Origin of the sequence: Streptomyces sp. VTCC 41912, from assembly GCF_045799175.1 — a bacterium.
In the GTDB taxonomy this organism is placed as follows: domain Bacteria; phylum Actinomycetota; class Actinomycetes; order Streptomycetales; family Streptomycetaceae; genus Streptomyces; species Streptomyces albulus_C.
Window position 1 is genome coordinate 382,718 of the sequence record NZ_JBJMAB010000002.1, and the last position, 23,515, is coordinate 406,232.

The window sequence follows — 23,515 nt, forward strand, 5'->3', positions numbered from 1 at the left end:
CCGTACGAGGGGGACCCCTTCCATGCACGCTGACCTCTCCCGCATCACCTACCGGCCGGAGCGCCACTACTCCGCCGTGGTGGCGCAGCAGGGCCGGGTCCAGCTGGACGCCGACGCCAACGAGCAGGCCGCGATCCAGCTGTTCCAGGCCCGCACCCTGGCCGCCGACCTGATCGGGCCGCACGGCGGACCGCACGGCGCCACCGGATTCAAGATCGAACTGCGCGGCGGTCCGCACGAGTTGGACGACCTGGTCATCGGCGGCGGCCGCTACTACGTCGACGGGATCGGGTGCGACGCCACCCGCCCGCAACCCGGCACACCGGTACCGGCCGCCGGCCACAAGGAGGGCGCGGAGCCGGCCGACCCGGACGCCGCGGACGCCCCGGCCGGGCCCGCCGCCGGGACGTGGACGTACTGGGACCAGCCGGACGCCTTCCGCGACCCGGAACGCCCCGGCGACCGGCTGCCCTCCCAGTTCCCCTACCTGGTCTACCTGAAGGTGTGGGAGCGGCTGGTCACCGCCGCCGAGGACCCGGCGCTGCGCGAGGTGGCGCTGGGCGCCGCGCTGCCGGACACCGCGGCCCGCACGAAGGTGGTGTGGCAGGTGCTGCCGCTGCCGGCGTCCGCGCTGGGCCTGGACGGCGACAACCCGCCGGCCGACGAGATCCGCACCGCGTTCGGCCGGTGGGCGCAGCAGGCCGCCGCCCCGGCCTGCCGGCTGGCGGCGCGCAGCGAGCGCCCCGACCACGCCGACGACGACCCCTGCCTGGTCGCCCCCGACGCCCGCTACCGCGGCCCCGAGAACCAGCTGTACCGCGTCGAGGTGCACGACGGCGGCGCCGCGAAGGACGCCACGTTCAAGTGGTCCCGGGAGAACGGCTCGGTCACCTTCGCGATCGACGACCTCGACGGCACCTGGGCGGAGTTGGCCTCCCTGGGCGGCGACGACGCGCTGTCGCTCCAGGTCGGCGACCTGGTCGAGTGCGTGGACACCGGCTACGCCAGCCGGGGCGAGGCGGCCCCGCTGCTGCGGGTGGAGGAGGTCGACCTGCCCGGCCGCCGGGTGCGGCTCTCCGACGAACCGGCGCCCGGCGTGGGCCGGCGGCCCGAGCTCCATCCGTTCCTGCGCCGCTGGGACCACCAGGAGGGCGGGCGGAAGACGGTGCGGCGCGGCGACCGCCCGGGGCGGCTGCGGCACGGCGCGGTGCCGGTCGAGGAGGGCGGCTGGCTGCCGCTGGAGGACGGCGTCGAGGTGTACTTCGAGGCCGGCGGCACCTACCGCACCGGCGACTTCTGGCTGGTCCCGGCCCGCACCGCCACCGGCGGCGTCGAGTGGCCCACCGACCCGGCACGCCGTCCGCTGCTCCAGCACCCGTTGGGCGTCGTCGTGCACTACGCGCCGCTGGCCTGGGTGCACGGCGAACAGGCGGTTCCCGACCTGCGGTTGGCGTTCCGCCCGCTGGCGGCCGACATCCCGGCGGCGGGCGACGCGGCCCCGAACGCGGCGGGCGCCGCGGACACCGCCGGCGCGGACGCTCCCGGGACGCTGTCGACCACGAGCGACGGCGGCGCCGGCCCGGCGCGGTCCCGGTCGCAGACCACCGCGGAGGCCGAGGCGCAGGTGGACGAGGCCGGGGAGGCGGGCTGATGGCGACCCCCCTGACCGGAAGCCAGCTGCTGGCGGCGCTGCGCGCGGAGGGGCTGGTCGTCCACGAGATCCGCGACTGGCGCCGGCACAACCGCAACACCAAGGGCCCCTGGGGCCCGATGCACGGCGTGGTCGTGCACCACACCGCCACCGAGGGCACCGACGCCTCGGTGGACGTCTGCTACGACGGGCGCCCGGACCTGCCGGGGCCGCTCTGCCACGGCGTGATCGACAAGGCCGGCGAGGTGCACCTGGTCGGCAACGGCCGCGCCAACCACGCCGGGCTCGGCGACCGCAACGTCCTCCAGGCGGTCATCGACGAGGAGGAGCTCCCGAAGGACGAGCTCGCCGACACCGACGGCAACCGCCACTTCTACGGCTTCGAGTGCATCAACCTCGGCGACGGCCAAGACCCCTGGCCCGAGCCGCAGCTGCTGGCGGTGGAGCGGGCCTCGGCGGCGATCTGCCGGGCACACGGCTGGGGCGAGCGGTCGGTGATCGGGCACCTGGAGTGGCAGCCGGGGAAGATCGACCCGCGCGGCTTCACGATGGACGCATTGCGCGCCCGCATCGCGGCCCGGCTGTCCCGCCCCCCCGGAGGGCCCGGCGTCCCCGGACGCCCAGGGGCGGCCCGACGGCACCGGAGACGGGACCGGCCCGCCGGGCGACAGTGCCGGTGGCGATGCCGGTGCCGGTGCCGGTGGCGGTGCCGGTGGCGGTGCCGGTGGCGACGACGCCCGGACCCCACCCGCCCCGCCCATGCCGCAGCACCCGCCCTACGAGCCCTTCCCCGGCGCCCAGTTCTTCCGCTCCGGCGCCCGCAGCCCGGTGCTCGCGGCGATGGCGCAACGCCTCGTCGCCGAGGGCTGCGACCACTACCGCCACGGCCCCGCCCCGGAATGGAACGAGGCCCACCGCAAGTCCTACGCCTCCTGGCAGCGCAAGCTCGGCTTCCACGGCAAGGACGCCGACGGCGTCCCGGGCCGCGTGACCTGGGACCGCCTCCACGTCCCCAACACCCGGGCGGCGGGCGACGCGTAGCCGGCCCGCGGCCGAGAACGCCGGCGCGCCCGGGGGCAGGAAGCCCACCGGGCGCGCGCCGGGATGCGGTGACTTACGGGTGGTACTTCTCCTCGACGGTGTCGGCGCCCTGGGACACGCGGTCCATGGAGACGCGGACGGTCACGGCGCCGGTCTTCGCGGCCTGCTCCAGCTGGTCCACGGAGCACTTCTTGGTGCCGTAGCCGTCCTTGCCGATCGTGACGTGGCCCGAGGCGTCGCCGCAGATCGCGGCCGCGCCGAGGATCCTCGTGGCGTTGGCGACCAGGAACTGCTGACCCTTGCCGCCGCCCTCGGGCTTGACCATCAGCTTGCCGGGCGCGACGTACGTCATCTTGCCGACGATCAGTTCCTCGTTGCCCGCGTGGGCGGAGCCGCCCCCGGTGCCCTCGGAAGCGCCGGTGGAGCCGGAACCGCCGGTCGAGCCGGAACCGCCGGTCGCGGAGTGCGTGCCGGTGCCCGCGCCGCCGCCGGTGGAGTGCCCCGCGGACGCGCCGCCGTTCTGGCCCTGCGCATCGGAGTTGCCGGCCGGGGACTGGCCCGAGGCGCCCTGGCCGTCGGCGGCGGGCGAGGAGGCGGAGGGGCCGGCGGCACCCGTCGACCCGTCCTCCGGCCCGCAGGCCGTGGCCCCGAGGCCCAGTGCCGCGGCGGCGACGAGGGCGGCGGCGACGCGGCGGCCGGCGCGGCCGCGGAGTCGGTTGGTGACGGTGGCGGTGTTCATCGGTACTCCCGTTGCTGTGGTTCTGTCGTCTCGCTCCCGGACGACAACCAGCTTCGAAGAGCGAGTTGGCGTTCCGCTAACGGACGACTAATACGGTGCGGCGGCGAACCGCAACAGCCGCCCCGAGGGCCCCAACTGCCCTGCGGACAAACCTGATTGAGTCACCATGTCGCGGACGCATACCCAGCTCACGGCATGAAAAAGGCCGAGTGGCCCTCCCCCACAGAGGGCCACCCGGCGTCTTTCACACGGCGGGGCGGGGTGATGTCGCCATCACCCCGTCCGCCTCATCCGGCGCTCCGGGGCCCCGGCTTCCCGACCGCCGCCGCGGCCGGTCCACCGGTGCACCCCTCGCGGTCCGCCGGACGGTCAGAGGCCCTGCACGGGGAGTGCGGGCAGCGCCGGCACGTTGGCGGCGTTGGTCAGGTCGGCCAGGTTGGCGGGCACGGCCGGGGTCAGGCCCTTGGCGCCGGCGACGGTGGTGGTCGCGGTGCCCTTGGCGTCCGTCACCACGACGGTCACCAGGCCCCGGGCGAACGGCACGGCGTCGCTGCCGACGCCCTGGGCCAGCACGGTGGCCTCGCCGCCGACGCCCTGCGCGAACGGCACCGCCGCGCCCTGCACGTGCTGCGCGAAGACCTGCGCGCGGCCGCCGACGGCGGTCGCGAACGGGGTGGCCTGGCCCGCGGCGTCACCGGCGAGCGCACCGACGTTGCCGACCGCGCCCTGGGCGACCGGGAGGACCTTGGCGACCGCCCGGCCGGCGACCGGCGGCAGCACGTCGGCGGAGGTGCGGTCCACGACCGGACGCGCGGTGGCCAGGGCGCCCTGGGCCTGCTTGGTCAGCTGCTCGGGACGCAGCCCGGCGCCCGCGAGACCGGCCAGCAGGTTGTCGGCCGAGCCCGGCGCCTTGGGCAGCGCGGGGGCCTTGGGCAGGGCAGGGGTCGTGGGCAGCGCCGGCACGCCGGGCAGGCCCTTGGGCAGGCCGCCCGGCAGCTCGGCGGCGGGCACGCCCGGAACGGCCGGCAGCTTGCCGTTCACCAGCGAACCGGCCTTGCCCAGGTCGGCGGCCTTGACGCCGTCGGTGACCTTGCCGAGCTGCTTGCCGGCGTCGGCGACCTTGGCGACCCGCTGGACGTCGACGGCCTTCTGGACGCCACCGGTGTTCAGCGCGGGCAGCCCACCGCCGACGAGCCGACGGACGCCGTCCACCACGCCGCCGGTCTGCGGCAGCCGACCGGTGGGCAGCTCGTTGGCGGACACGCCGCCGCCGAGGACCCCGGTCGCCTTGTCGGCCGCGCCGCGCACGGTCTTGGTGGCGGTGCCGGCGGCCTTCTGGACGGTGCCGGTGACGGCGCCGGTGGGCAGCTGCCCCGCGGCACCGGTGACCGAACCGACGGCCGGCAGGTCTCCGGTGGCGGGCAGTTCGGCGGCGTTGGCGGCGACGGTGCCCAGGGCCCACAGGCCGGTGGCGGTGGCGGCGACGGCGATGGAACGGCGGATGTTGGAGCGCATGGTGGTGATGTCCTTCGAATTCAGGGGGTTCAACGGGCAGACCTGTGCCGCCCCCGCGCGGCAGGTCTTTTCAGACGCGGAGCGGGTCTGCCCTAGCCGGGGAATTCGAGGATGTCTTCGGCCCGTCGGCGCGTCGGGGCGCCGTCGGCCGTACGGACGCCACCCGGCAGCAGCCGGAAGCGCGGGGAGTCCGCCGGAACGGCGGCGTGCTGGTCCCCACCACGAGGACCGTGGCCGTCACCCGCGCTGTGTGCGGGCGGTGCGGCCGGGCCCTGCTGGCCCTGGCCCGGCAGGCCGTGGTGGCCGGCGTCCCGCTGCTCAGGGGCGGCGGAACGGGACCGGTCGGCGGCCGGGTGGGGCGCCGCGTAGGCGCAGTGCGCCGGGCGGAACAGGTGCGGCGCGGACGGGCCGTGGCCGGCGTGCGCGGCACCCTGACCGGTCGCGGCGCCACCGGGCGCCCCGCCGTGCGCGGGGCCACCGCCGTCGCCGGACCGTCCCGGACCAGTGCCGACGGGCAGGTGGACGGGCAGCGCACCGCCGACCCGCTCCCCGATCCCGCCGATCCCCTCGACCGCGCCCGTCACCGGGCCGTCGAGCCGGTCGGCGACCGGTGCGGCGGCCTGCTCGGCGGGGCGCACCGCGCCCTCGACCGCGGCCGTCGCGGTGTCCGTACGGCGGGCGAGCGCGGTGCCGTCCGCCGTGCCCTGGTGCGCCAACGCCGGCCCGGAATCGGGCAGTCGGCCGGTGCGCCGGGAGGCGGTGACGTGGTCCGGGGCCGGGGCCCCGGACAGGGCCGCCGCGGCCAAAGAGCCGTCGGCGGGCGTGCGGTCGGCGGCGTGTGCGCCGGAACCGTAGGCGACGCCGAGGAGGACGAACCCGATCAGGAAGAGCCCCGCCAGCAGTGCGCGCCGCACGGCCACCGTGCGCGGCAGGCGCACGGCGGCAGGCGTGACGAACACAGCAGACAAGGAGGGGACCTTCCCAAACGGACGGGGACAGCCGGGCGCAGCGCCTCGGTGTCGCACCCGTCACGGGTGATCGAGCGATGCCCTGATCCTTGCACGACACGCCAGGTGGCACGCAAGTCCCCCCGGGATTCCTGTCACCGTTGCTCCGCCATGTCCGGTATGGGCAGCGGTCTTTTCTCCAGTGCGGCGGCCATCACCTCCGGGAACAGCTCGGGCGTGCAGGCGAACGCGGGGGCGCCCAGGGCCGCCAGGGCCGCCGCGTGCGCCCGGTCGTAGGCGGGCGCCCCCTCGTCGGAGAGCGCGAGGAGGGTCACGAACTGCACGCCGGACGCCTTCATCGCGGCGACCCGCCGGAGCATCTCGTCGCGGATGCCGCCCTCGTAGAGGTCGCTGATGAGGACGACCACGGTGTCGGCGGGCCGCCGGATCCGCGACTGGCAGTAGGCCAGGGCGCGGTTGATGTCCGTGCCGCCGCCGAGCTGGGTGCCGAACAGCAGCTCCACCGGGTCGTCCAGGTGGTCCGTCAGGTCCACCACGGCGGTGTCGAAGACGACCAGCCGGGTGTCGAGGGCCCGCATCGAGGCGAGCACCGCCCCGAACACCGAGGCGTACACCACGGACGCGGCCATCGAACCGGACTGGTCGACGCAGAGCACCACGTCCTTCGTGGCCGCCCGCGCCGCCCGGCCGTACCCGATCAGCCGCTCGGGGACGACGGTGCCGTGCTCCGGGAGGTAGTGCTGGAGGTTGGCGCGGAGGGTGCGGTTCCAGTCGATGGCGCGGTGCCGCGGGCGGCTGGTGCGGGCGGCGCGGTCCAGCGCGCCGGTCAACGCGGCCCGGGTGCGGGTGGCCAGCCGCTCCTCCAACTCCTCGACGACCGCGCGGACGACCCGGCGGGCGGTCTCCTTGGTCGTCTCGGGCAGCACCTTGTTCAACGACAGCAGCGTGCCGACCAGGTGGACGTCGGGCTCGACGGCCGCCAGCATCTCGGGCTCCAGCAGCAGCGCCGACAGGCCCAGTCGGTCGATGGCGTCGCGCTGCATCACCTGCACCACGGAGGACGGGAAGTACCGCCGGACATCGCCCAACCAGCGGGCCACCTGAGGTGCCGAGGCGCCGAGCCCGGCCGCCCGCGGGCCGCCGCCGTCGCGCCCCCCGTGGCCGGATCGCTGGTGCTGCCGCGGGTGCTGCCGCTGTCCGTAGAGCGACTCCAACGCCCCGTCCATCGCGGCGTCCTGGCCGTGCAGCGCGTGGCCGGTGCCGTCCGCGTCACCGCCGCCCAGGACCAGCCGCCAGCGACGCAACCGCTCCGCGGCCGGATCGTTCACCGTCGTCATCTGCCCGCCCCCGTCAGCTCGTTGGCCCGCCGCCAGGCCGCTCCGGCCCCGCCCGCGCGCCCCGCACCCCGCTCACCCCGCTCACCCCGACCGGCGCCTTCACCGGCGCCGTCCGCGCCCCCGTCGCCGGCGCCGTCCCCGTCGTCCGCGGGGCCGTCCCCGTCGTCCGCGGTGCCGTGCCGGGGTGCGCCGAGCAGGAGCCGGAGGGTGGGCAGGACGGCGGCGGCGCGGTCGCGGTCCAGGCCGGGGCCGAAGCCGGGCGCCGCCGCGTCGCCCGCGCCGAAGGACGCACGGCCCGGGCCGTCGGCGGGGCCGCGGCGGACGAGTTCGCCGAGGGTGCGGCGGACCCCGGTGTCGTATCCGGCGAAGGTGCGCCGCAGCAGCGGCAGGACGTCGGTGAACGCGGCGTCCGGCACCCGCGTCAACCAGCCGTCCACCAGCGCCCACAGCCGTGCGTCGTGGAGCAGCAGCAGGCCGCCGTCCCGGCCGCCGACGAAGCCCTCGATCCAGCCGGCGGCGTCGGCGGGCGGGGTACCGGGCGAGAGGGCGAGCGCCATCAGCCGCTCCGCCCCGTCGTCGGGCAGCCGCCCGTCGTCCAGCAGCAGCCGGGCGGCCCGGCCGCGGAGCACCCCGGGGACGGCGTCCCGTTCGGTGAGGGTCCGCAGGACCGCCGACCAGCGCACCCGCAGGGACACCGTCGCGGCCCCACCGGACCCATCAGGCCCACCGGCCCTAGCGGCCCCACCGGCCGGCGTGCCGGTTCCGGCCGGCGTGCCGGTTCCGGCCGGCGTGCCGGTTCCGGCCGGCGTGCCGGTTCCGGCCGGTATTTGCCCGAGGAGGCCGACGGCCCGGTGGGTGGCGTCGAGGTGGCCGCGCATCTCGGCCGCGCCGTCCGCGCCCAGGCCCGTGCAGGCCGGCGGCAACCCGACGAAGATCCGCCCGGCCAGGCCCAGCGCCACGTCGTGCAGCGCCCCGGCGTCGGTGCCGCGGACGTCCCCGTAGCGCACCGACCGGACGAGGGCGGGCAGGGCCCGGGCAAGGTGGCCGACGTCCGCGTCAAGGGCGGCGCGGTCCGCGAGCGCCCGCAGCACCACCGGGAGGGCCTCGGGCAGCGCGGCGAGCAGGCAGCGCTCGGCGAGCGCGGTGACCTCGGCGAGCACGGTGGCCTCCGCGGCGTCCGCGCGGGCCTTGGCGGTGGCCGCGGCGAGCACCGTGGTGCCCCAGACGCCGGCCTCCGCGACCCGCACCGACAGCTCGGGTTCCCACCGCAGCCGCCAGGTCTCCCGGAAGGTGCCGGTGCCGCCCCGGGAGCGGACGGGCTCGCCCCAGGGGACGCCGAGCAGCCGCAGCCGGTGCAGCAGCCGGCTGCGACCGGCGTCGGTCTCCTTGCGCAGGTCCAGCTCCACGTCCCGCTCCGCCGGCTCGGGCTTGAGCCGCAACGCCCGCTGGCAGCGGGCGAGGTCGCGTTGGAGCGGGACGGCCGGGGCGTCCTCGGGCACCCGGCCCAGCACCTCGCCGACCACCAACCGGTCGCGGATCAGGGCGGCCGGCACGTCGGAGCCTTCGGCCATCACGGCCCGCACCGCGTCGTCGAGTTCGGCGAGGCCGGCCAGCGGGCGACCGCGGACCGCGGCGAGCCCTTCGGCGAGCCGCACCGCCTCGATGACGTGCGCGGACGAGACCGGGTAGTCCGCCTCGCGGAGCAGCCGGGCGGCCTTGGTCAGCCAGCGCTCGACGGGGCGGTCGGGGGCCTCGAAGAGGTGGCCGTACCAACCGGGCGAGGCGATGCCGGCGCCGTAGCCGCTGTGCCGGGCCAGCCGCCGGTGGGTCCACGGCACCCAGGTCAGCGCGGTCTTCACCTTCGGAAGGCCCGTGAGGAGCCGTCGGTCGGCGGCCGCGGTGGGGTGCGTGCCCGTACGGGAGCGGGTGCGCGGGAGGTCCAGCGCGGGGACGTGCCAGGCCCCGCAGACGACGGCGACCGGGTCCCCGAACTCCTTTCGCGCCGCCCGCAGTCGGAGTCGCATATGGGCCTCCCGCAGCAGGTCGCGGGGGTGGCCGCCGGCGCCGTACGCGGTGCGCAGCTCCGCCATGGCCTCCGCGAGCGCCGCGAACGGGGCCAGCGCGTCCGTCCCGCCGTGGGCCGCCCGACGGTGCTCGACGACGTCCTCCCACCACCGTTCGGGGTCGTCGTGGCCGGCGGCCTCGGCGAGCGCCCGGAGCGGGTCCAGCCGCACGGCGTCCGCCGCGGCCGCCCCCGCCGGCTCCCCGTCCGACCCGCCCGCCCCCGCGCCCGGGTCCTCGTCCGGGTCCTCACCCGACTCCTCGTCCGGCTCCTCGTCCGGCTCCTCGTCCGGCAGGGCCAGGGCGTGCGCCGCCGGCAGGTCGACGAAGCGCACCGGAACACCGCGCGTGAGCGCCCAACGCAACGCCACCCACTCCGGGGAGAAGGCGGCCAGCGGCCAGAACGCCGCGCGCCCGGGGTCGTCCACCGCGTGGGCGAGCAGGGCGACCGGGGGCCGCATCTCCGGGTGGGCGGCCAGCGCCACCAGGTCGTCGGCCTCGGGCGGCCCCTCGATCAGCACCGCGCGGGGCGCGCACTGCTCCAGCGCGGCCCGCACCGCCCGCGCCGACCCCGGGCCGTGGTGCCGCACCCCCAGCAGCACCGGCCCGCCCCCGCTCCCGCTCCCGCCGGTCATGCGCCCACCTCCCGGCAGGCGCGGTAGAAGTCCTGCCAGCCCTCGCGCTCGCGCACCACGGTCTCCAGGTACTCCTGCCACACCACGCGGTCGGTCGCCGGATCGCGGATCACCGCGCCGAGGACGCCGGCGGCCAGGTCACCGGCGCGCAGCACACCGTCGCCGAAGTGGGTTGCCAGGGCGAGGCCGTTGGTCACCACCGAGATGGCCTCGGCCGTCGAGAGCGTCCCGGTCGGTGACTTCAGCTTGGTGCGGCCGTCGGCGGTGACACCGGCACGCAGCTCACGGAAGACCGTCACCACCCGACGGATCTCGTCCGTCCCCTCGGGCACGGGCGGGAGTTGCAGCGGTCGGCCGATCTGCGCGACGCGCCGCGCGACGATGTCCACCTCGTCCTCGGGAGTGGCGGGCAGCGGCAGGACGACGGTGTTGAAGCGGCGGCGCAGGGCGCTGGAGAGGTCGTTCACCCCGCGGTCGCGGTCGTTGGCGGTGGCGATCAGGTTGAAGCCGCGGACGGCCTGCACCTCCTGCCCCAGCTCCGGTACGGGCAGGGTCTTCTCGGACAGGATGGTGATGAGGGCGTCCTGGACGTCGGCCGGCATCCGGGTCAGTTCCTCGATCCGCGCGGTCATGCCCTGCGCCATGGCCCGCATCACGGGGCTGGGCACCAAGGCGTCCCGACTGGGCCCGTTGGCGAGCAGCTGGGCGTAGTTCCAGCCGTAGCGGAGTGCTTCCTCCGGCGTGCCGGCCGTGCCCTGCACCAGCAGGGTGGAGTCGCCGCTGACCGCCGCCGCGAGATGCTCCGACACCCAGGTCTTGGCGGTGCCGGGCACGCCGAGCAGCAGCAGCGCGCGATCGGTGGCGAGGGTCGTCACGGCGACCTCGACGATGCGCCGTGGGCCGACGTACTTCGGCGTGATGTCCGTGCCGTCGCCGAGCGTGCCGCCGAGCAGGTACGTGGCGACCGCCCACGGGGAGAGCCGCCAGCGCTCGGGACGGGGCCGGTCGTCGGCCGCGGCGAGCGCCGACAGCTCCTGTGCGAAGGCGACTTCGACGTGCGGCCGCAGTGCTTCCCCGGCCGCGCCGCGGGCCTCGCCCGCCGTCGTGATGGCGTTCTCGGACATGCTTCCCCCTCGTCGCACGATGCGCGGCCGGCACCCCGCGGAAAACCCGCCGGCCGCTTGCGGTTCCCAGCCTGCACCAGACCACTGACAATGCCCCGAAAACCGCCTCTCACCTGCGGAGTTGCCGAGGTTCGGGGCGATTGTCAGTGGTGCGCCGTAGCGTCGAAGGCGACGAATCCGCAGGGGTTCGACGGGGATCCGCAGGGGGGTCGGATGAATCCGCGAGGGGAACGCTGGACGACGGACCGGGTGCGCGCCCTGGCGCCCGACGCGGCGTCGCACGCGGCGGCCGCACGGCTCGCCCGCACCGGCCGCTGGTCGGCCGTCGGCGCGGCCGGGGGCGCCGTGTGGGGGGCGTGCGGGGCCAGCGGCGCCACCGCGCACGAAGCACAGCAGTACCAGACCGTCGTCGACCTCAACGGCCCGGCGTTCGAGTGCAGTTGCCCGAGCCGGAAGTCCCCCTGCAAGCACGCGCTCGGGCTGCTGCTGCGGTGGGCCGCCCCCGCCGCTCCCGCCGCCCCCGTCACCGAGGGGGCCGCGCACGGGGATCAGCCGGCGGGCCCGCCGCCGTCGTGGGCGGCCGAGTGGCTGGCGGAGCGTCGGGAGCGGCCCGGCGGCGGCCGGACGGAGGAGGCGGGGGCCGGTGGACCGGCGACCGGTGCGCCCTCCCGCGCACCGGCCGATCCGGCGGCGGCCCGGCGGCGCGCGGAGCGCCGCTCGCAGCGGATCGGGGCCGGCGCCGCGGAGTTGGAGCAGCGGTTGCAGGACCTGCTGCACGCCGGCCTCACCACGGCGGGCCCCTCCGACGCCCCCTTCTCCCCCTCCTCCCCCGCCGGCCCGGGCCGGCCCGCGACCGGCGACCGGCACTCCTGGGACGAGACGGCCGCCCGCATGGTCGACGCCCAAGCACCCGGACTCGCGGCCCGGGTACGCGAGTTGGGCGCACTTCCGTCGACCGGTGCGGACTGGCCCTCCCGGCTGCTGGAGGAGTGCGCCCTGCTGCACCTCCTCGGTCAGGGCTTCCTGGGCGTCGAGGGCCTGCCGGCGCCACTCGCCGCGACGGTCCGCACCCGCGTCGGGGTGACCACGGAGGCCGCGGACGTCCTCTCCGGCTCGGACACCGTGACGCTCCGGGACCGCTGGCTGGTCCTTTCCCAACACGACGGCACCGAAGGCCCGTTGACCTCCCGCCGGATCTTCCTCCGGGGCGAGCGGACCGGCCGGATGGCGCTGCACCTCTCCTTCGGCGGCTCCCACCGCCCCTTGGACGTGGCCCTGCCGCCGGGCCACCTGCTCGACGCCGACCTGGCCTACTACCCGGGAGCCCGGCCGCTGCGGGTCGCCCTCGGGGAGCGGCACTCCCCCGCGGTCCCGGGCCCGGTCCCGTCCGGCTGCGGGATCGACGCCGCCCTGGCCGCGTACGGCCGCGCGCTGCGCGACGACCCCTGGCTGGACGCCTGGCCGGTGGTCCTCGCCGACGTCACCCCGATACCGGGCCGGTCCCGCGGCGACTGGCAACTGGCCGATGCGGACGGCGAGTCCGCCCTCCCGCTGGACCCGCGCTGCCTGGGGCGCACGGCGCAGTGGCAGCTGGCGGCCGTCTCGGGCGGCGCGCCGCTCACGGTCTTCGGCGAATGCGGCCACCGCGGCTTCCTGCCCCTGACCCTCTGGGACCCCGCCCCGGTGTCCCTGTCCCCATGAAGCCCCCCCATGACGCACCCCCCTGACGCCCCGCGCCCCTCGTCCACCCCCGGTCCCGCCCCGCGCGCGGCCCGTCGTCCGTGCACCACCCACCACCGGAGGCAGGGCATGCCGAGCACCCCCACCCCCCAGACCACCTCCGCCACCCCCGTCGACCCGGCCGCCGCCCCCGCGCCCTGGCCCGACCTGGTCGGCGCCGCGCTCCTCGGGACCGGGCGGCGCACCCCGCCGGTGGCCGTCCGGGCCGGGCAGAGCCCCGCCGCGGCGCTGCTGGACGCGGCGGCGGTGAGCACCGTGCGGCGGCGCGCCGCGCTGCGCCCCGCCCCGGCCGGCGAGCGCCCCGCCCCGGCCCCCGCCGATCCCCGCCCCCCGCTGCCGCCGGCCGCCCGGCGCCGGCTCGCGCTCCTGCTGGCCGACCGCGGCCCCGGCTCCACCGGCCGGCGCGGCACCGACCCCGACCTCACCGAGCTGTTGCCCCAGTGGTTGGCGGCCGCCGGCGAGCAGGGCTACCGCGCCCCGGCGGCGTTGCTCCCCGCGCTCCTGGACGCCGCCCGGTCGCGCACGGACCTGCGGCCCGCCGCGCTCGCCCTGGCGGGCCCCCGCGGCCTGTGGTTGGCGCGGCTGAACGACTCCTGGCGGTTCGCGCTCCGGGGCGTCGGCGGCCCGCTGGCCCTTCCGGGCGACGATGCTCCCGAGGCGGTCCGCCGACGGTGGGAGGAGGGCCTGTTCGCGGAGCGGGTGGCGCTGTTGACCGCGGTGCGCCGCCGCGATCCGCAGGCCGGACTGGAGCTGCTGACGACCACCTGGGCGACCGAACGCGCCGAGGACCGCCTGATGTTCGTGGACTCCCTCGGCGAGGCCCTCGCACCGACCGACGAGACGTTCCTGGAAGGGGCCCTGTCCGACCGCAGCCGCACCGTCCGCAGCACCGCCGCGGAGCTCCTCTCCGCCCTGCCCGGCTCCGCGCTCGCGGCACGGATGGCCGAGCGCAGCCTGGTCTGCGTCCGGCTGGCCCCGGCCGCCGAGGGCGCCGGACACCACGAAATGCTGGCCGTCGACCCGCCGCGCGCCTGCGACGCCGGGATGCAGCGGGACGGCGTCGCCGCCAAGCCCCCCTCGGGACGTGGGGAACGGGCGTGGTGGCTGGGCCAGTTGGTGGAGGCCACGCCGCTGGACCGCTGGACCGGACGGTTCGACGGCCGCACCCCGGCGGAGATCGTCGCGCTCCCGGTGGCCGGCGACTGGCGGACGGAGCTGCACGACGCCTGGTGCCGGGCCGCGGTCCGCCAGCGGCACCCGCAGTGGGCACGGGCACTGCTGGGCGCGCCCGGCGACCCGGTCCTGGCCGCGCCGGAGATGGCACCGGCCGGCTCCGCCCGGGACCTGACGAAGCTGCTGACCGTGCTCCCGCACGACGAACGGGCCCTGTGGGTGGCCGAGTTCATCGCCGTCCACGGCCTCTCGGACGCGTTCCGGATGCTGGGCGTCTGCGCGGTCCCCTGGTCCGCGCCGCTGGGCCGGGCGGTGGTCGACGCGCTGGACATCGCCCGCGACGCCGGCAGCTACCCGTGGAGCTTCAGCGGCGTGATGGGCCTGGCCGAGCGCTGCCTGGACCCGGCGGAAGCCGGCCGGCTGGACATGCTGACAGCCGTCACCGACGAGCCCGAGGGCGCCTCCCCGGGCTCCAGCGGCTACTGGTCCGAGGCGTTCCTGCGCCTGGTCGGCACGCTCCGCCTGCGCGCCACCCTGCACGCCGAGCTGCGGCCCGGAGCGCCGTCATGACGCACGGCCGCCGGCCCGCAGCCCCGGGCCGGCGCGCGCCGCGGACGTCCGACGCCCGGTGGCCGGAGGGTTCAGACGGCCAGCGGGCGGACGTTCGCGTTGACCCACTCCACGATCGAGGCGGTGGTCGCCCCCGGCGTGAAGATCTCCGCGACGCCCTGCTCCTTCAGCGGAGCGATGTCGGCCTCCGGGATGATGCCGCCGCCGAAGACCTTGATGTCCGCCGCGTCCCGTTCCTCCAGCAGGGCGAGCACCTTCGCGAAGAGGGTGTTGTGCGCCCCGGAGAGGATGGACAGCCCGATCGCGTCGGCGTCCTCCTGGATGGCGGTGTCGACGATCTGCTCCGGCGTCTGGTGCAGCCCGGTGTAGATCACCTCCATGCCGGCGTCGCGCAGCGCCCGGGCGATGACCTTGGCGCCCCGGTCGTGTCCGTCCAGCCCCGGCTTGGCGACGACGACCCGGATCGGCCCCGACCGGCCCGCGCCCTGCCCCTCCGCCTGCACCCCGTCTTGCCGCGCCACACTCATCACTGCCTCCAAGCCATGCGCGGCACCGCCAGGGCGGGGCCGCCGAGCCGACATCCGGTCGCGCCACCGCGATCCGGCGGCCACGAGCGTGAACGAACGTTATCTACAGCATCCCGTACCCAACCGTTTCGTGACATCCGGCGAGGGGGAAATCACACACGGGACATCTGCACCTGGGACACATTCGCCACGCGCCGCGTCCCGCGTGCCGCACCGCCGCCAGGGACGGCCGGCGAGGCGCGCGGGCCGGGCGCCCGGGGAGCCGCAGCCGGGCCGGCGCGCGAGCCGCCGCAGCGCCGCCGCCGTGCACGGCTTCCCCACAAGGGCATTCGGGGGTCGTCGCCGCCTTCCGCATGCCGTTCGGGAGGTCGGCCATGGGGGCCCTGCCTGTTCTCTCCGCACCCCTTCTCCTGCGCAGCACGCTCGTGGAGCTGGGCGTACTCGTCACCCACCTCCTCCGCTATCCCACCGGGATGGCCCAGGAACGGCCGCTGCCGGCGCCGGCCGGGACCGGTGCCGACGGTTCTGCGGCCCGCCTGCCCACCGAGGGCCGCGCGCACCCGCCGGTACTCCTGCTGCACGGGTTCGTCGACAACCGCTCGGTCTTCGCCCCCCTGCGCCGCTCCCTGCACCGGCACGGCTGGCGCCACGTCGAAGCGCTCAACTACTCCCCGCTGACCTCCGATCTGCGGCGGGCCGCCGAGCTGCTGGGCCGCCACGTGGAGGAGTTCTGCGCCCGGACCGGACACCGTCGGGTGGACGTCGTCGGCCACAGCCTCGGCGGCCTGGTCGCCCGCTACTACGTACAGCGGTGCGGCGGCGACGCCCGCGTCCGGACACTGGTCACGCTCGGCACCCCGCACGCCGGCACCCGCGTCGCGCCGCTCATGTCGGCGCATCCGATCGTCCGGCAGATGCGCCCGGACTCCGCGGTGGTCGCCGAGTTGGCGTTGCCGGCACCGCGGTGTCGGACGCGCTTCGTGGCCTTCTGGAGCCAGCAGGACCAGGTGATGGTGCCGGCCGCCACCGCCCGGATCGAGCACCCGGACCTGTGGGCGGAGAACGTCCGCGTCATCGGCGTCGGCCACCTCGCGCTGCCGGTCGACGCCACCGTCGCGGCCGGCATCCGGGCGGCGCTGGCCAGCACGGCGGCGGACGAGGCCACCGGGGGCGCGGTGTCGGTGGCCTGAGCGGCGAGGTGCGCCCGGGCCCGGGCCGGGTCGCGACCGGTCCCCCGGACGGCAACGTTCCCGACGCCCGTGCGTCCCCTGGGCGCCGCGCGCCGGCCGCCTCGTCGAACGACCCTCGAACGGGGCGCCAAGAACGCGCATGGCCGTTGCCGAAAGCGGGCCAATTGCCCGGCCCCGCCGAGCCCGAAACCTCGGGAAGATTGTCGCCGTCGCGTACCGCCGGGTACAGTCGCCGCTAATTCTCCTGCAGCCGAGGCGAAAGAGAAGTTGGTGGACGACCGTCACCCGTCGGGGGCTCAGCTTCCGACCGCCCCCGCTTCCGATGCCTCCTACGCACCCTCGGCATACGGCGACGACGACCCCCTCTTCGGCGCGCACCCCGGCGGCTACGGGCACGGCGCCCACGCCCCCGGCGGCCACCCCACCGACGCCTACGCGAGCGGCAGTTACCCCACCACCGGGTATGACAACGCCGGGTACGACGCGGGCTACGGCAGCACCGGCTACGACCCGTACGCCCACACCGGGTACGACGCCCCCGGCTACGACACCGGCGCCACCGGGTACGACAACTCCGGGTACGCCAGCGGCTACGACAGCGCGGCCTACGGGCCCGGCGGGGGCTACGACGCCGCGGCCCACCACAGCGGCACCGCGTACGACCCCGGCGCTTACGACACCGGCACCCACGCCCCCGCCGCGTACGCGGGCGACACCTACGACACCGGCTCCTACGCCACCGCCGCTTACCCCACCGGGGGCTTCGCCACCGACGGCTACGGCGGCGACGCGTACGGCGGAGGCCACGACCCCGGCGCCGCGTACGGCACGGGCGACGGCCTCACCGGTGGTTACACCACCGGCAGTTACGCCACGACCGGGCACGACACCGCGGGGTACGGCACCGCGGGGTACGACACCGGCTACGGGGCCGCGGGCTACGACTCCGCCGCCTTCGCGGCCGCCGCCACCGCCGTCCAGGAGTCCGTCGGCCACGAGGCCACCGCGGTCTGGTCCACCACGGACTACGCCGACTACCCCGACCGGACGCCCGACCCGGCACCCGGCATCCCGGCCCAGGCGGGCCCGCCCGCGGAGGACACCCTCCTGTGGGACGCCCCCCTCGTCGCGCACACCCCGGAGACCGACGGCGCCGACGACCCCGACAGCGCGCCCGACACCCGTGCCGCGGCGAGCGGTTCGGCGGCGATCGCCGACGCGATGACCCAGGCGATGCCCGTCACCGTCGTCCCGGACGACGACGCCCCCACCGGCCGGCGGGTGAGCGGTCCCCCGGCCGGCAAGGCGGTCCGCGGCGGCAACCGCGGCCGGCGCCGCCAGGCCAAGCGCTCGGCGCTGCTGACCGTCGCGGTGCCCTCGGTCGCCGCGATGGGCGTCTGCGCGGCGGCCGCGGCCTCGGTAAGCCAGTTCGGCGGGGACGACCAGGACGGCAAGACGACCCAGGCCGCGCCGGACGCCGGTGCCGTGAAGCGGACGACGGCCGCCAACAAGAAGCTGGACAGCCAACTCGCCGGACTCAGCGCCAGCGCCCAGGACTTCCGCGAACGGGCCAGCCGCACCCAGGAACGGCTGGATCTGAAGCAGCGGCAGGCCGACGAGCGCAAGCGCAAGGAGGAAGAGGCCGCCCGCAAGGAGGCGCTGCGCCCCAAGTTCGTCCTGCCGGTCACCCAGCACGGCCTGAGCGCGCTCTTCGGCCAGGCCGGGGTCAACTGGATGTCGGTGCACACCGGCATCGACTTCCCGGTCAGCTACGGCACCACGGTCGTGGCCGCCACCGACGGCACCATCCGCACCCAGTGGAACTCCGCCTACGGCAACATGGCGATCCTCACCTCGCCCGACGGCACCGAGACCTGGTACTGCCACCTGAGCAGCACCAAGATCCGCTCCGGTTCGGTCAAGGCGGGCGACACCATCGCCTACTCCGGCAACTCCGGCAACTCCACCGGCCCGCACCTGCACTTCGAGGTGCGGCCCGGCGGCGGTGCGGCGATCGACCCGCTGCCGTGGCTGCGCGCCCACGGCCTCAACCCGAACTGAACCCCGCGCCCCACGCGCACCGGAAAGGGGGCCCACCGCACACCGCGGCGGGCCCCTTTCGTCGTCCTTTTGCCGTCTTTTCGTCGTCGCTCCAGAGGGAGGCCCCGGGCGGGCGCCGGGGCCTCCCCGCGGGTCAGAGCTTCTCGACCGGCGCGTACCGCAGCAGCAGCCGCTTGGGCTTCTCGCCGCCGAAGTCGATGGTGGCCTCGGCGTTGTCGCCACTGCCCTTGACGCCGACGACCGTGCCGAGGCCGAAGCTGTCGTGGGTGACGCGGTCACCGACGGCCAGCGAGACCACCGGGCGGTCGGCGGTACGCCGGGTCGCGAAGCCGCTCGGCCCCTTGGACCGCGTCGACGACAACGACGCCCCGATGCCGCCGCCGAAGCCGCCGCCCGAGGAACCGCCCGACGACAGCCCGCCCATGGACGCCGACGGCGTCGCGGGGCCGGTGCGCTTCCACTCCAGGAACGAGCCCGGGATCTCCTCCAGGAAGCGCGAGGCCGGGTTGTACGAGGGCTGGCCCCAGGCGCTGCGCATCGTGGAGCGGGTGACGTAGAGCCGCTCGCGGGCGCGGGTGATGCCGACGTAGGCGAGCCGGCGCTCCTCCTCCAGCTCCTTGGTCTGGCCGAGCGCCCGCATGTGCGGGAAGACGCCGTCCTCCATGCCGGTCAGGAAGACCACCGGGAACTCCAGGCCCTTGGCGGTGTGCAGGGTCATCAGCGTGATGACGCCGGCGCCCTCCTCGTCCTCGTCCGGGATCTGGTCGGAGTCGGCGACCAGGGCGACCCGCTCCAGGAACTCGGCGAGCGTGCCGGGGCCCGCGGCGGTCGCCTCGACGTCCCCCGCCTCGGCGTCGACCGCACCGGCGTCGGCCGCCGGCGCTGCACCCTCGCCGCGCTCCTGCTCGAACTCCAGGGCCACGGAGGCGAGTTCCTGGAGGTTCTCGATCCGGGTCTCGTCCTGGGGGTCGGTGGAGGACTGGAGCTCGGCGAGGTAGCCGGTGCGCTCCAGGACCGCCTCCAGGATCGTGGCCGGGCCGGCCCCGGACTCCACGATCGTGCGCAGCTCCTCCATCAGGGCGTTGAACCGCTTGACGGCGTTGGCGGAACGGGCGGCCATGCCGTAGGCCTCGTCGACGCGGCGCAGCGCCTGCGGGAAGGTGATCTTCTCGCGCAGCGCCAGGGCCTCGATCATCGCCTCGGCGCGGTCGCCGATGCCGCGCTTGGGGACGTTGAGGATGCGGCGCAGCGGGACGGCGTCCTCGGGGTTGGCGAGCACCCGGAGGTAGGCGAGGATGTCGCGGACCTCCTTGCGCTCGTAGAAGCGCACGCCGCCGACGACCTTGTAGGGCAGCCCGACCCGGATGAAGATCTCCTCGAAGACCCGGGACTGGGCGTTGGTGCGGTAGAAGACCGCGACGTCGCCGGCCTTGGCGTCGCCGGCGTCGGTGAGCCGGTCGATCTCGTCGGCGACGAACTGGGCCTCGTCGTGCTCGGTGTCGGCGACATAGCCGGTGATCTTGGGGCCGGCGCCGGCGTCCGTCCAGAGGTTCTTCGGGCGGCGGTTCTCGTTGCGCTCGATGACGGCGTTGGCCGCGGAGAGGATGGTCTGCGAGGAGCGGTAGTTCTGCTCCAGCAGGATCGTGGTGGCGTCCGGGTAGTCCTCCTCGAACTGGAGGATGTTGCGGATCGTGGCGCCGCGGAAGGCGTAGATCGACTGGTCGGCGTCACCGACCACGCACAGCTCGGCGGCGGGGGTGTCGACCGTGCCAGGGCCGACCAGCTCGCGGACGAGGGTGTACTGGGCGTGGTTGGTGTCCTGGTACTCGTCGACGAGGACGTGGCGGAAGCGGCGGCGGTAGTGCTCGGCGACGTCCGGGAACGCCTGGAGCAGGTGGACCGTCGTCATGATGATGTCGTCGAAGTCCAGGGCGTTGGCCTCGCGCAGCCGCGCCTGGTACATCGTGTACGCCTGGGACAGGGTCTCCTCGAAGCCTCCCCCAGACCCCGTCTGGGAGGTGCCCCCAGCGGCCGTGCCGGCGAAGCTCTCCTCGTCGATGAGCTCGTTCTTGAGGTTGGAGACCTTCGCGCTGAAGGACTTGGGCGGGAAGCGCTTGGGGTCCAGGTCGAGGTCGCGGCAGACCAGGGCCATCAGGCGCTTGGAGTCGGCCGCGTCGTAGATCGAGAAGGACGACGTGAAGCCGAGCCGCTTGGACTCCCGGCGCAGGATCCGTACGCAGGCGCTGTGGAACGTGGAGACCCACATGGCGTTGGCCCGCGGGCCGACCAGCTCCTCGACGCGCTCCTTCATCTCGCCCGCGGCCTTGTTGGTGAAGGTGATCGCGAGGATCTGGCCGGGGTGGACGTGGCGCTCGGCGAGCAGGTGGGCGATGCGGTGGGTGAGCACCCGGGTCTTGCCGGAGCCGGCGCCGGCGACGATCAGCAGCGGGCCGCCGCTGTGCGCCACGGCGGCCTTCTGCTGGTCGTTGAGCCCTTCCAGGAGCGCCGCCGCATCGATGGCCGGGCGGGCGGCGCCGTCGCGGTAGTACGACTCCCTGGAGACGGGCGCGTCGAACCGCCCGCCGAAGAGGTCGGCGGGGACCTCCTCCGGGGCCGGGCCGGGCTCGTCCTCGGGCGGCGGCGGGGGCTCCTCGTCCGGGGGGCCGAGATCCGCCAGGAAGCTGTCGTCAAAGAGGCTGCTCATCGCCCACCGAGTCTAGGCCGCCGCACTGACAACCGGTCCCGGAGTACCGGATTGGCCGGCACCGCTCCGCCGCGGGCGCTACCGTGTCCGTTCTGCCCGCAAACCGGCACCGCTCGCGTTCAGGTCACGAAAAGGTTTCGGGCATATCGAACACCAGCCTTCACAGGGGCCACACGAGTTGGCTACGGTCTCGCTCGGGCAGCCCGCAGTCCCCGCGGACGACAGCGTTCGCACGGGCCGCCCCCGCCGAGTCCGGTCCCGCCGCGAGGCACCCGGAGCCGGGGACCCACCAGCACCACCGGGGTGAATCGACCGGTGCGCCCGCCGCCAGGCGGACGCAGCAGCCGTAGGGCAAGCCTTCCGTCAGCAGACCGCCCGAACCCGACAGCTAACCCGGTAGGCGGTCCACGGAAGGAGTCGCCGGCCTTGGCGTCCCATCGCAAGCCGCGCACCCCCATACTCGCCACCCCCGGCGGCCGTCGTACGGCGACCGGGCTCACCACCGCCGCCCTCGCCTCGGTCACCCTGCTCTCGCAGACCGCGAACGCAGCCCCCAAGGCGCCCCAGCCCTCCATCGAAGAGGTCAAGACGAAGGTCGACGACCTCTACCAGCAGGCCGAGGTCGCCACCCAGAAGTACAACGGCGCCAAGGAGAAGGCCGACGGCCAACAGCGCACGGTCAACCGCCTGCTCGACGAGGCGGCCCGGCGCGCGGACAAGATGAACGAGTCCCGGCGCCGGCTGGGCGCGTTCGCCTCGGCGCAGTACCAGAGCGGGGGGATCAACCCGACCGCCCAGCTGATGCTGGCCAAGGACCCGCAGCAGTTCGTCGACCGCAACCACCTGATGGAGCAGCTGACCGCCCAGCAGAAGCAGGCGATCACCGACTACCAGGCACAGGCCGCGGCCGCCACCCGCCAGCGGGCCGAGGCCACCAGCAGCCTGGAGAGCCTCCAGCAGTCGCAGACGTCCCTGAAGGAGAACAAGAGAAACGTTCAGGCCAAGCTGGCCGAGGCGCGCCAGCTGCTGTCCCGGTTGACCGCCCAGGAGAAGGCGCGGCTGGCCGAACTGGAGCGCCAGAAGGAGGCCGAGGCCCAGCGCAAGGCCGCCGAGCAGGCCCGCAAGGAGGCCCAGCAGCGGCAGCAGCAGCCCAGTGGCGGCGGCTCCGGGCAGAGCTCCGGCGGCGGCACGTCCGACGGCGGCACGTACTCCACCAAGGCCGGCAAGGCGATCGCCTTCGCCCGCACCCAGATCGGCAAGCCATACGTCTGGGGCGCCACCGGGCCCAGCTCCTACGACTGCTCGGGGCTGACGCAGGCCGCGTGGCGGGCGGCCGGGGTCGACCTGCCGCGGACGACCTGGGACCAGGTCAAGGTCGGCACCCGGGTCTCCAGCAGCGATCTCCAACCCGGCGACCTGGTGTTCTTCTTCAACGACATCAGCCACGTCGGGATGTACATCGGCGGCGGCGAGATGATCCACGCCCCGCACCCGGGCGCCAGCGTCCGGGTGGAGTCGATCTACGGCATGCCGATCTACGGCAGCGTCCGGCCCGCCTAGCCGGTGGGCGGGCGCGCACCGCGCGCCCGCGACGGACCCACCCCCCACAGCCACCCCCCACACGCCACCGCGCGGTCATCCGCCGCCTCCGGAAGGTACGGAGCGGGATGACCGCGCGGTGAGCCGTTGGTGCGGCGGTGCGGCGCCGGGGCCGCCGGGCGGGTGCCGGGGCCGTCGGGCCGGGGCCGGGGCGCCTGGGTGCTCAGGTCCAGAGCACCGCGATGAAGATGTTGAGCATGGTGAGCCCGCCGACCGCGCCGAAGAGCGGCTTGGGGAGCTTCTCCTCGTCGCGCTTGACGTAGACCAGCGCCAGGATCACCACCAGGACGGCCATCTTGATGCCGATCTTGATGTTGTTGAGCGAGTGGTCCTGCATCTGGTTCAGACCGACCAGCACGATGCCGGTGACCAGCATCGTGAGCGCGCCGTGCAGCATGGCCGGCACGAAGCGGGCGGTGCCCGCGCCCATGGCCTTCATCTGGGTCAGGAAGCCACCCAGCAGGGAGGCGATGCCGATGATGTGCAGGGCGACGAAGACATTGATTACTACGTCCATAGTGCTGGATCGTATCCGCCCCATAGCACGCCCTTTCCGGCAGGGCGCCCGTGATGCCGGCTTCGGTCAGGGCCCACCGCTCCCGACCCCCCGCCGACCGCCGATCGGTCATCCCTGCGCGGCGGCCGCTCGGAAACGGACAATGCCGGGCAAGGGGGTTCGACGCCGTGACCCCGGGCCTAGCTTCCTCCTGCAGACGACCGGACCCGCACCCCACCGGTCGCATTCGCCCCGCAGGGAAGGAAGTGACGGCCGCCATGGCGTCGCACCACACGGCCACAGAGCGGCCGCCGCTCGCACCCCCGCCGGCCCGGACCCACCCCGCCCGCAGCACCCGCGGCGGGCTGCTGCTCGCCGCGGACC

15 protein-coding genes, 1 pseudogene and 1 riboswitch are annotated in these 23,515 nt (G+C 75.5%); of the genes and pseudogenes, 7 read left to right on the plus strand and 9 right to left on the minus strand.

Features of this window, described 5'->3' with window-relative positions; genetic code table 11:
- The first annotated feature begins 22 nt into the window (after positions 1–22).
- Together ACJ6WD_RS05060 and ACJ6WD_RS05065 are read left to right on the plus strand one after the other, a co-directional pair.
- Complete coding sequence (locus ACJ6WD_RS05060; RefSeq protein WP_407615190.1) at positions 23–1,651, plus strand: DUF6519 domain-containing protein; 1,629 nt, start codon at positions 23–25, stop codon at positions 1,649–1,651.
- Positions 1,651–2,692: pseudogene (locus tag ACJ6WD_RS05065) on the plus strand (peptidoglycan-binding protein). The gene ACJ6WD_RS05060 and the pseudogene ACJ6WD_RS05065 overlap by 1 nt, the downstream one beginning before the upstream one ends.
- A 73-nt stretch (positions 2,693–2,765) precedes the next feature.
- Here the strand turns inward: ACJ6WD_RS05065 and ACJ6WD_RS05070 are convergent.
- The 6 genes from ACJ6WD_RS05070 to ACJ6WD_RS05095 all read right to left on the minus strand — a co-directional run bounded on the left by ACJ6WD_RS05070 (position 2,766) and on the right by ACJ6WD_RS05095 (position 11,071).
- Positions 2,766–3,431: a hypothetical protein gene (locus tag ACJ6WD_RS05070; protein WP_331247783.1), complete on the minus strand. Its 666-nt coding sequence runs from the start codon at positions 3,429–3,431 to the stop codon at positions 2,766–2,768.
- A 369-nt stretch (positions 3,432–3,800) separates the two neighbouring features.
- Positions 3,801–4,979 (minus strand): hypothetical protein, encoded by a 1,179-nt coding sequence (locus ACJ6WD_RS05075; protein ID WP_331247784.1) that lies wholly within the window; start codon positions 4,977–4,979, stop codon positions 3,801–3,803.
- Between the two features lie 59 nt (positions 4,980–5,038).
- Positions 5,039–5,914 (minus strand): hypothetical protein, encoded by an 876-nt coding sequence (locus tag ACJ6WD_RS05080; protein ID WP_376445494.1) that lies wholly within the window; start codon positions 5,912–5,914, stop codon positions 5,039–5,041.
- Between the two features lie 134 nt (positions 5,915–6,048).
- Positions 6,049–7,251: a VWA domain-containing protein gene (locus tag ACJ6WD_RS05085; protein ID WP_233660800.1), complete on the minus strand. Its 1,203-nt coding sequence runs from the start codon at positions 7,249–7,251 to the stop codon at positions 6,049–6,051.
- Entirely contained in the window at positions 7,248–9,947 is a 2,700-nt protein-coding gene (locus ACJ6WD_RS05090; RefSeq protein ID WP_407615191.1) for a DUF5682 family protein, read from the minus strand. Before ACJ6WD_RS05090 ends, ACJ6WD_RS05085 begins: the two co-directional genes overlap by 4 nt.
- Entirely contained in the window at positions 9,944–11,071 is a 1,128-nt protein-coding gene (locus ACJ6WD_RS05095) for an AAA family ATPase (RefSeq protein WP_407615192.1), read from the minus strand. The genes ACJ6WD_RS05090 and ACJ6WD_RS05095 overlap by 4 nt, the downstream gene beginning before the upstream one ends.
- Positions 11,072–11,284: 213 nt before the next feature.
- Here ACJ6WD_RS05095 and ACJ6WD_RS05100 point away from each other — a divergent pair, with 213 nt between their 5' ends.
- The gene (locus ACJ6WD_RS05100; protein WP_407615193.1) at positions 11,285–12,772 is read left to right on the plus strand and encodes an SWIM zinc finger family protein; all 1,488 of its coding nucleotides are present in this window, start codon (positions 11,285–11,287) and stop codon (positions 12,770–12,772) included.
- 108 nt (positions 12,773–12,880) lie between these two features.
- On the plus strand, positions 12,881–14,554 hold the full coding sequence (locus tag ACJ6WD_RS05105) for a DUF5691 domain-containing protein (protein ID WP_407615194.1): 1,674 nt from the start codon (positions 12,881–12,883) through the stop codon (positions 14,552–14,554).
- Between the two features lie 71 nt (positions 14,555–14,625).
- On the opposite strand, the gene ACJ6WD_RS05110 is transcribed toward ACJ6WD_RS05105, so the two are convergent.
- The gene (locus ACJ6WD_RS05110; protein ID WP_016572056.1) at positions 14,626–15,081 is read right to left on the minus strand and encodes a cobalamin B12-binding domain-containing protein; all 456 of its coding nucleotides are present in this window, start codon (positions 15,079–15,081) and stop codon (positions 14,626–14,628) included.
- A gap of 374 nt (positions 15,082–15,455) precedes the next feature.
- On the opposite strand from ACJ6WD_RS05110, the gene ACJ6WD_RS05115 reads away from it, so the two are divergent.
- Both ACJ6WD_RS05115 and ACJ6WD_RS05120 read left to right on the plus strand, forming a co-directional pair.
- The gene (locus ACJ6WD_RS05115) at positions 15,456–16,271 is read left to right on the plus strand and encodes an esterase/lipase family protein (RefSeq protein WP_407615195.1); all 816 of its coding nucleotides are present in this window, start codon (positions 15,456–15,458) and stop codon (positions 16,269–16,271) included.
- Between the two features lie 270 nt (positions 16,272–16,541).
- Positions 16,542–18,332 (plus strand): peptidoglycan DD-metalloendopeptidase family protein, encoded by a 1,791-nt coding sequence (locus tag ACJ6WD_RS05120; RefSeq protein WP_407615196.1) that lies wholly within the window; start codon positions 16,542–16,544, stop codon positions 18,330–18,332.
- A gap of 133 nt (positions 18,333–18,465) precedes the next feature.
- On the opposite strand, the gene pcrA is transcribed toward ACJ6WD_RS05120, so the two are convergent.
- Positions 18,466–21,036 (minus strand): DNA helicase PcrA, encoded by a 2,571-nt coding sequence (pcrA, locus tag ACJ6WD_RS05125; RefSeq protein ID WP_376435468.1) that lies wholly within the window; start codon positions 21,034–21,036, stop codon positions 18,466–18,468.
- Positions 21,037–21,285: 249 nt separating this feature from the next.
- A riboswitch (cyclic di-AMP (ydaO/yuaA leader) is annotated at positions 21,286–21,455 on the plus strand.
- Between the two features lie 7 nt (positions 21,456–21,462).
- On the opposite strand from pcrA, the gene ACJ6WD_RS05130 reads away from it, so the two are divergent.
- Positions 21,463–22,596 carry a C40 family peptidase gene (locus ACJ6WD_RS05130; RefSeq protein ID WP_233660808.1) on the plus strand — a complete coding sequence of 378 codons (1,134 nt, stop codon included), beginning with the start codon at positions 21,463–21,465 and terminating at the stop codon, positions 22,594–22,596.
- 202 nt (positions 22,597–22,798) lie between these two features.
- Here ACJ6WD_RS05130 and ACJ6WD_RS05135 read toward each other — a convergent pair whose 3' ends face one another.
- Complete coding sequence (locus tag ACJ6WD_RS05135; RefSeq protein ID WP_016577317.1) at positions 22,799–23,152, minus strand: hypothetical protein; 354 nt, start codon at positions 23,150–23,152, stop codon at positions 22,799–22,801.
- Positions 23,153–23,515: the final 363 nt, after the last annotated feature.

Bases quoted from the DNA above. Each gene is read 5' to 3' on its own strand.
- ACJ6WD_RS05060 (WP_407615190.1), top strand. From the start codon at position 23: ATGCACGCTGACCTCTCCCGCATCACCTACCGGCCGGAGCGCCACTAC.
- ACJ6WD_RS05070 (WP_331247783.1), bottom strand. From the start codon at position 3,431: ATGAACACCGCCACCGTCACCAACCGACTCCGCGGCCGCGCCGGCCGC.
- ACJ6WD_RS05085 (WP_233660800.1), bottom strand. From the start codon at position 7,251: ATGACGACGGTGAACGATCCGGCCGCGGAGCGGTTGCGTCGCTGGCGG.
- ACJ6WD_RS05090 (WP_407615191.1), bottom strand. From the start codon at position 9,947: ATGACCGGCGGGAGCGGGAGCGGGGGCGGGCCGGTGCTGCTGGGGGTG.
- ACJ6WD_RS05095 (WP_407615192.1), bottom strand. From the start codon at position 11,071: ATGTCCGAGAACGCCATCACGACGGCGGGCGAGGCCCGCGGCGCGGCC.
- ACJ6WD_RS05100 (WP_407615193.1), top strand. From the start codon at position 11,285: ATGAATCCGCGAGGGGAACGCTGGACGACGGACCGGGTGCGCGCCCTG.
- ACJ6WD_RS05105 (WP_407615194.1), top strand. From the start codon at position 12,881: ATGCCGAGCACCCCCACCCCCCAGACCACCTCCGCCACCCCCGTCGAC.
- ACJ6WD_RS05110 (WP_016572056.1), bottom strand. From the start codon at position 15,081: ATGAGTGTGGCGCGGCAAGACGGGGTGCAGGCGGAGGGGCAGGGCGCG.
- ACJ6WD_RS05115 (WP_407615195.1), top strand. From the start codon at position 15,456: ATGGGGGCCCTGCCTGTTCTCTCCGCACCCCTTCTCCTGCGCAGCACG.
- pcrA (WP_376435468.1), bottom strand. From the start codon at position 21,036: ATGAGCAGCCTCTTTGACGACAGCTTCCTGGCGGATCTCGGCCCCCCG.
- ACJ6WD_RS05135 (WP_016577317.1), bottom strand. From the start codon at position 23,152: ATGGACGTAGTAATCAATGTCTTCGTCGCCCTGCACATCATCGGCATC.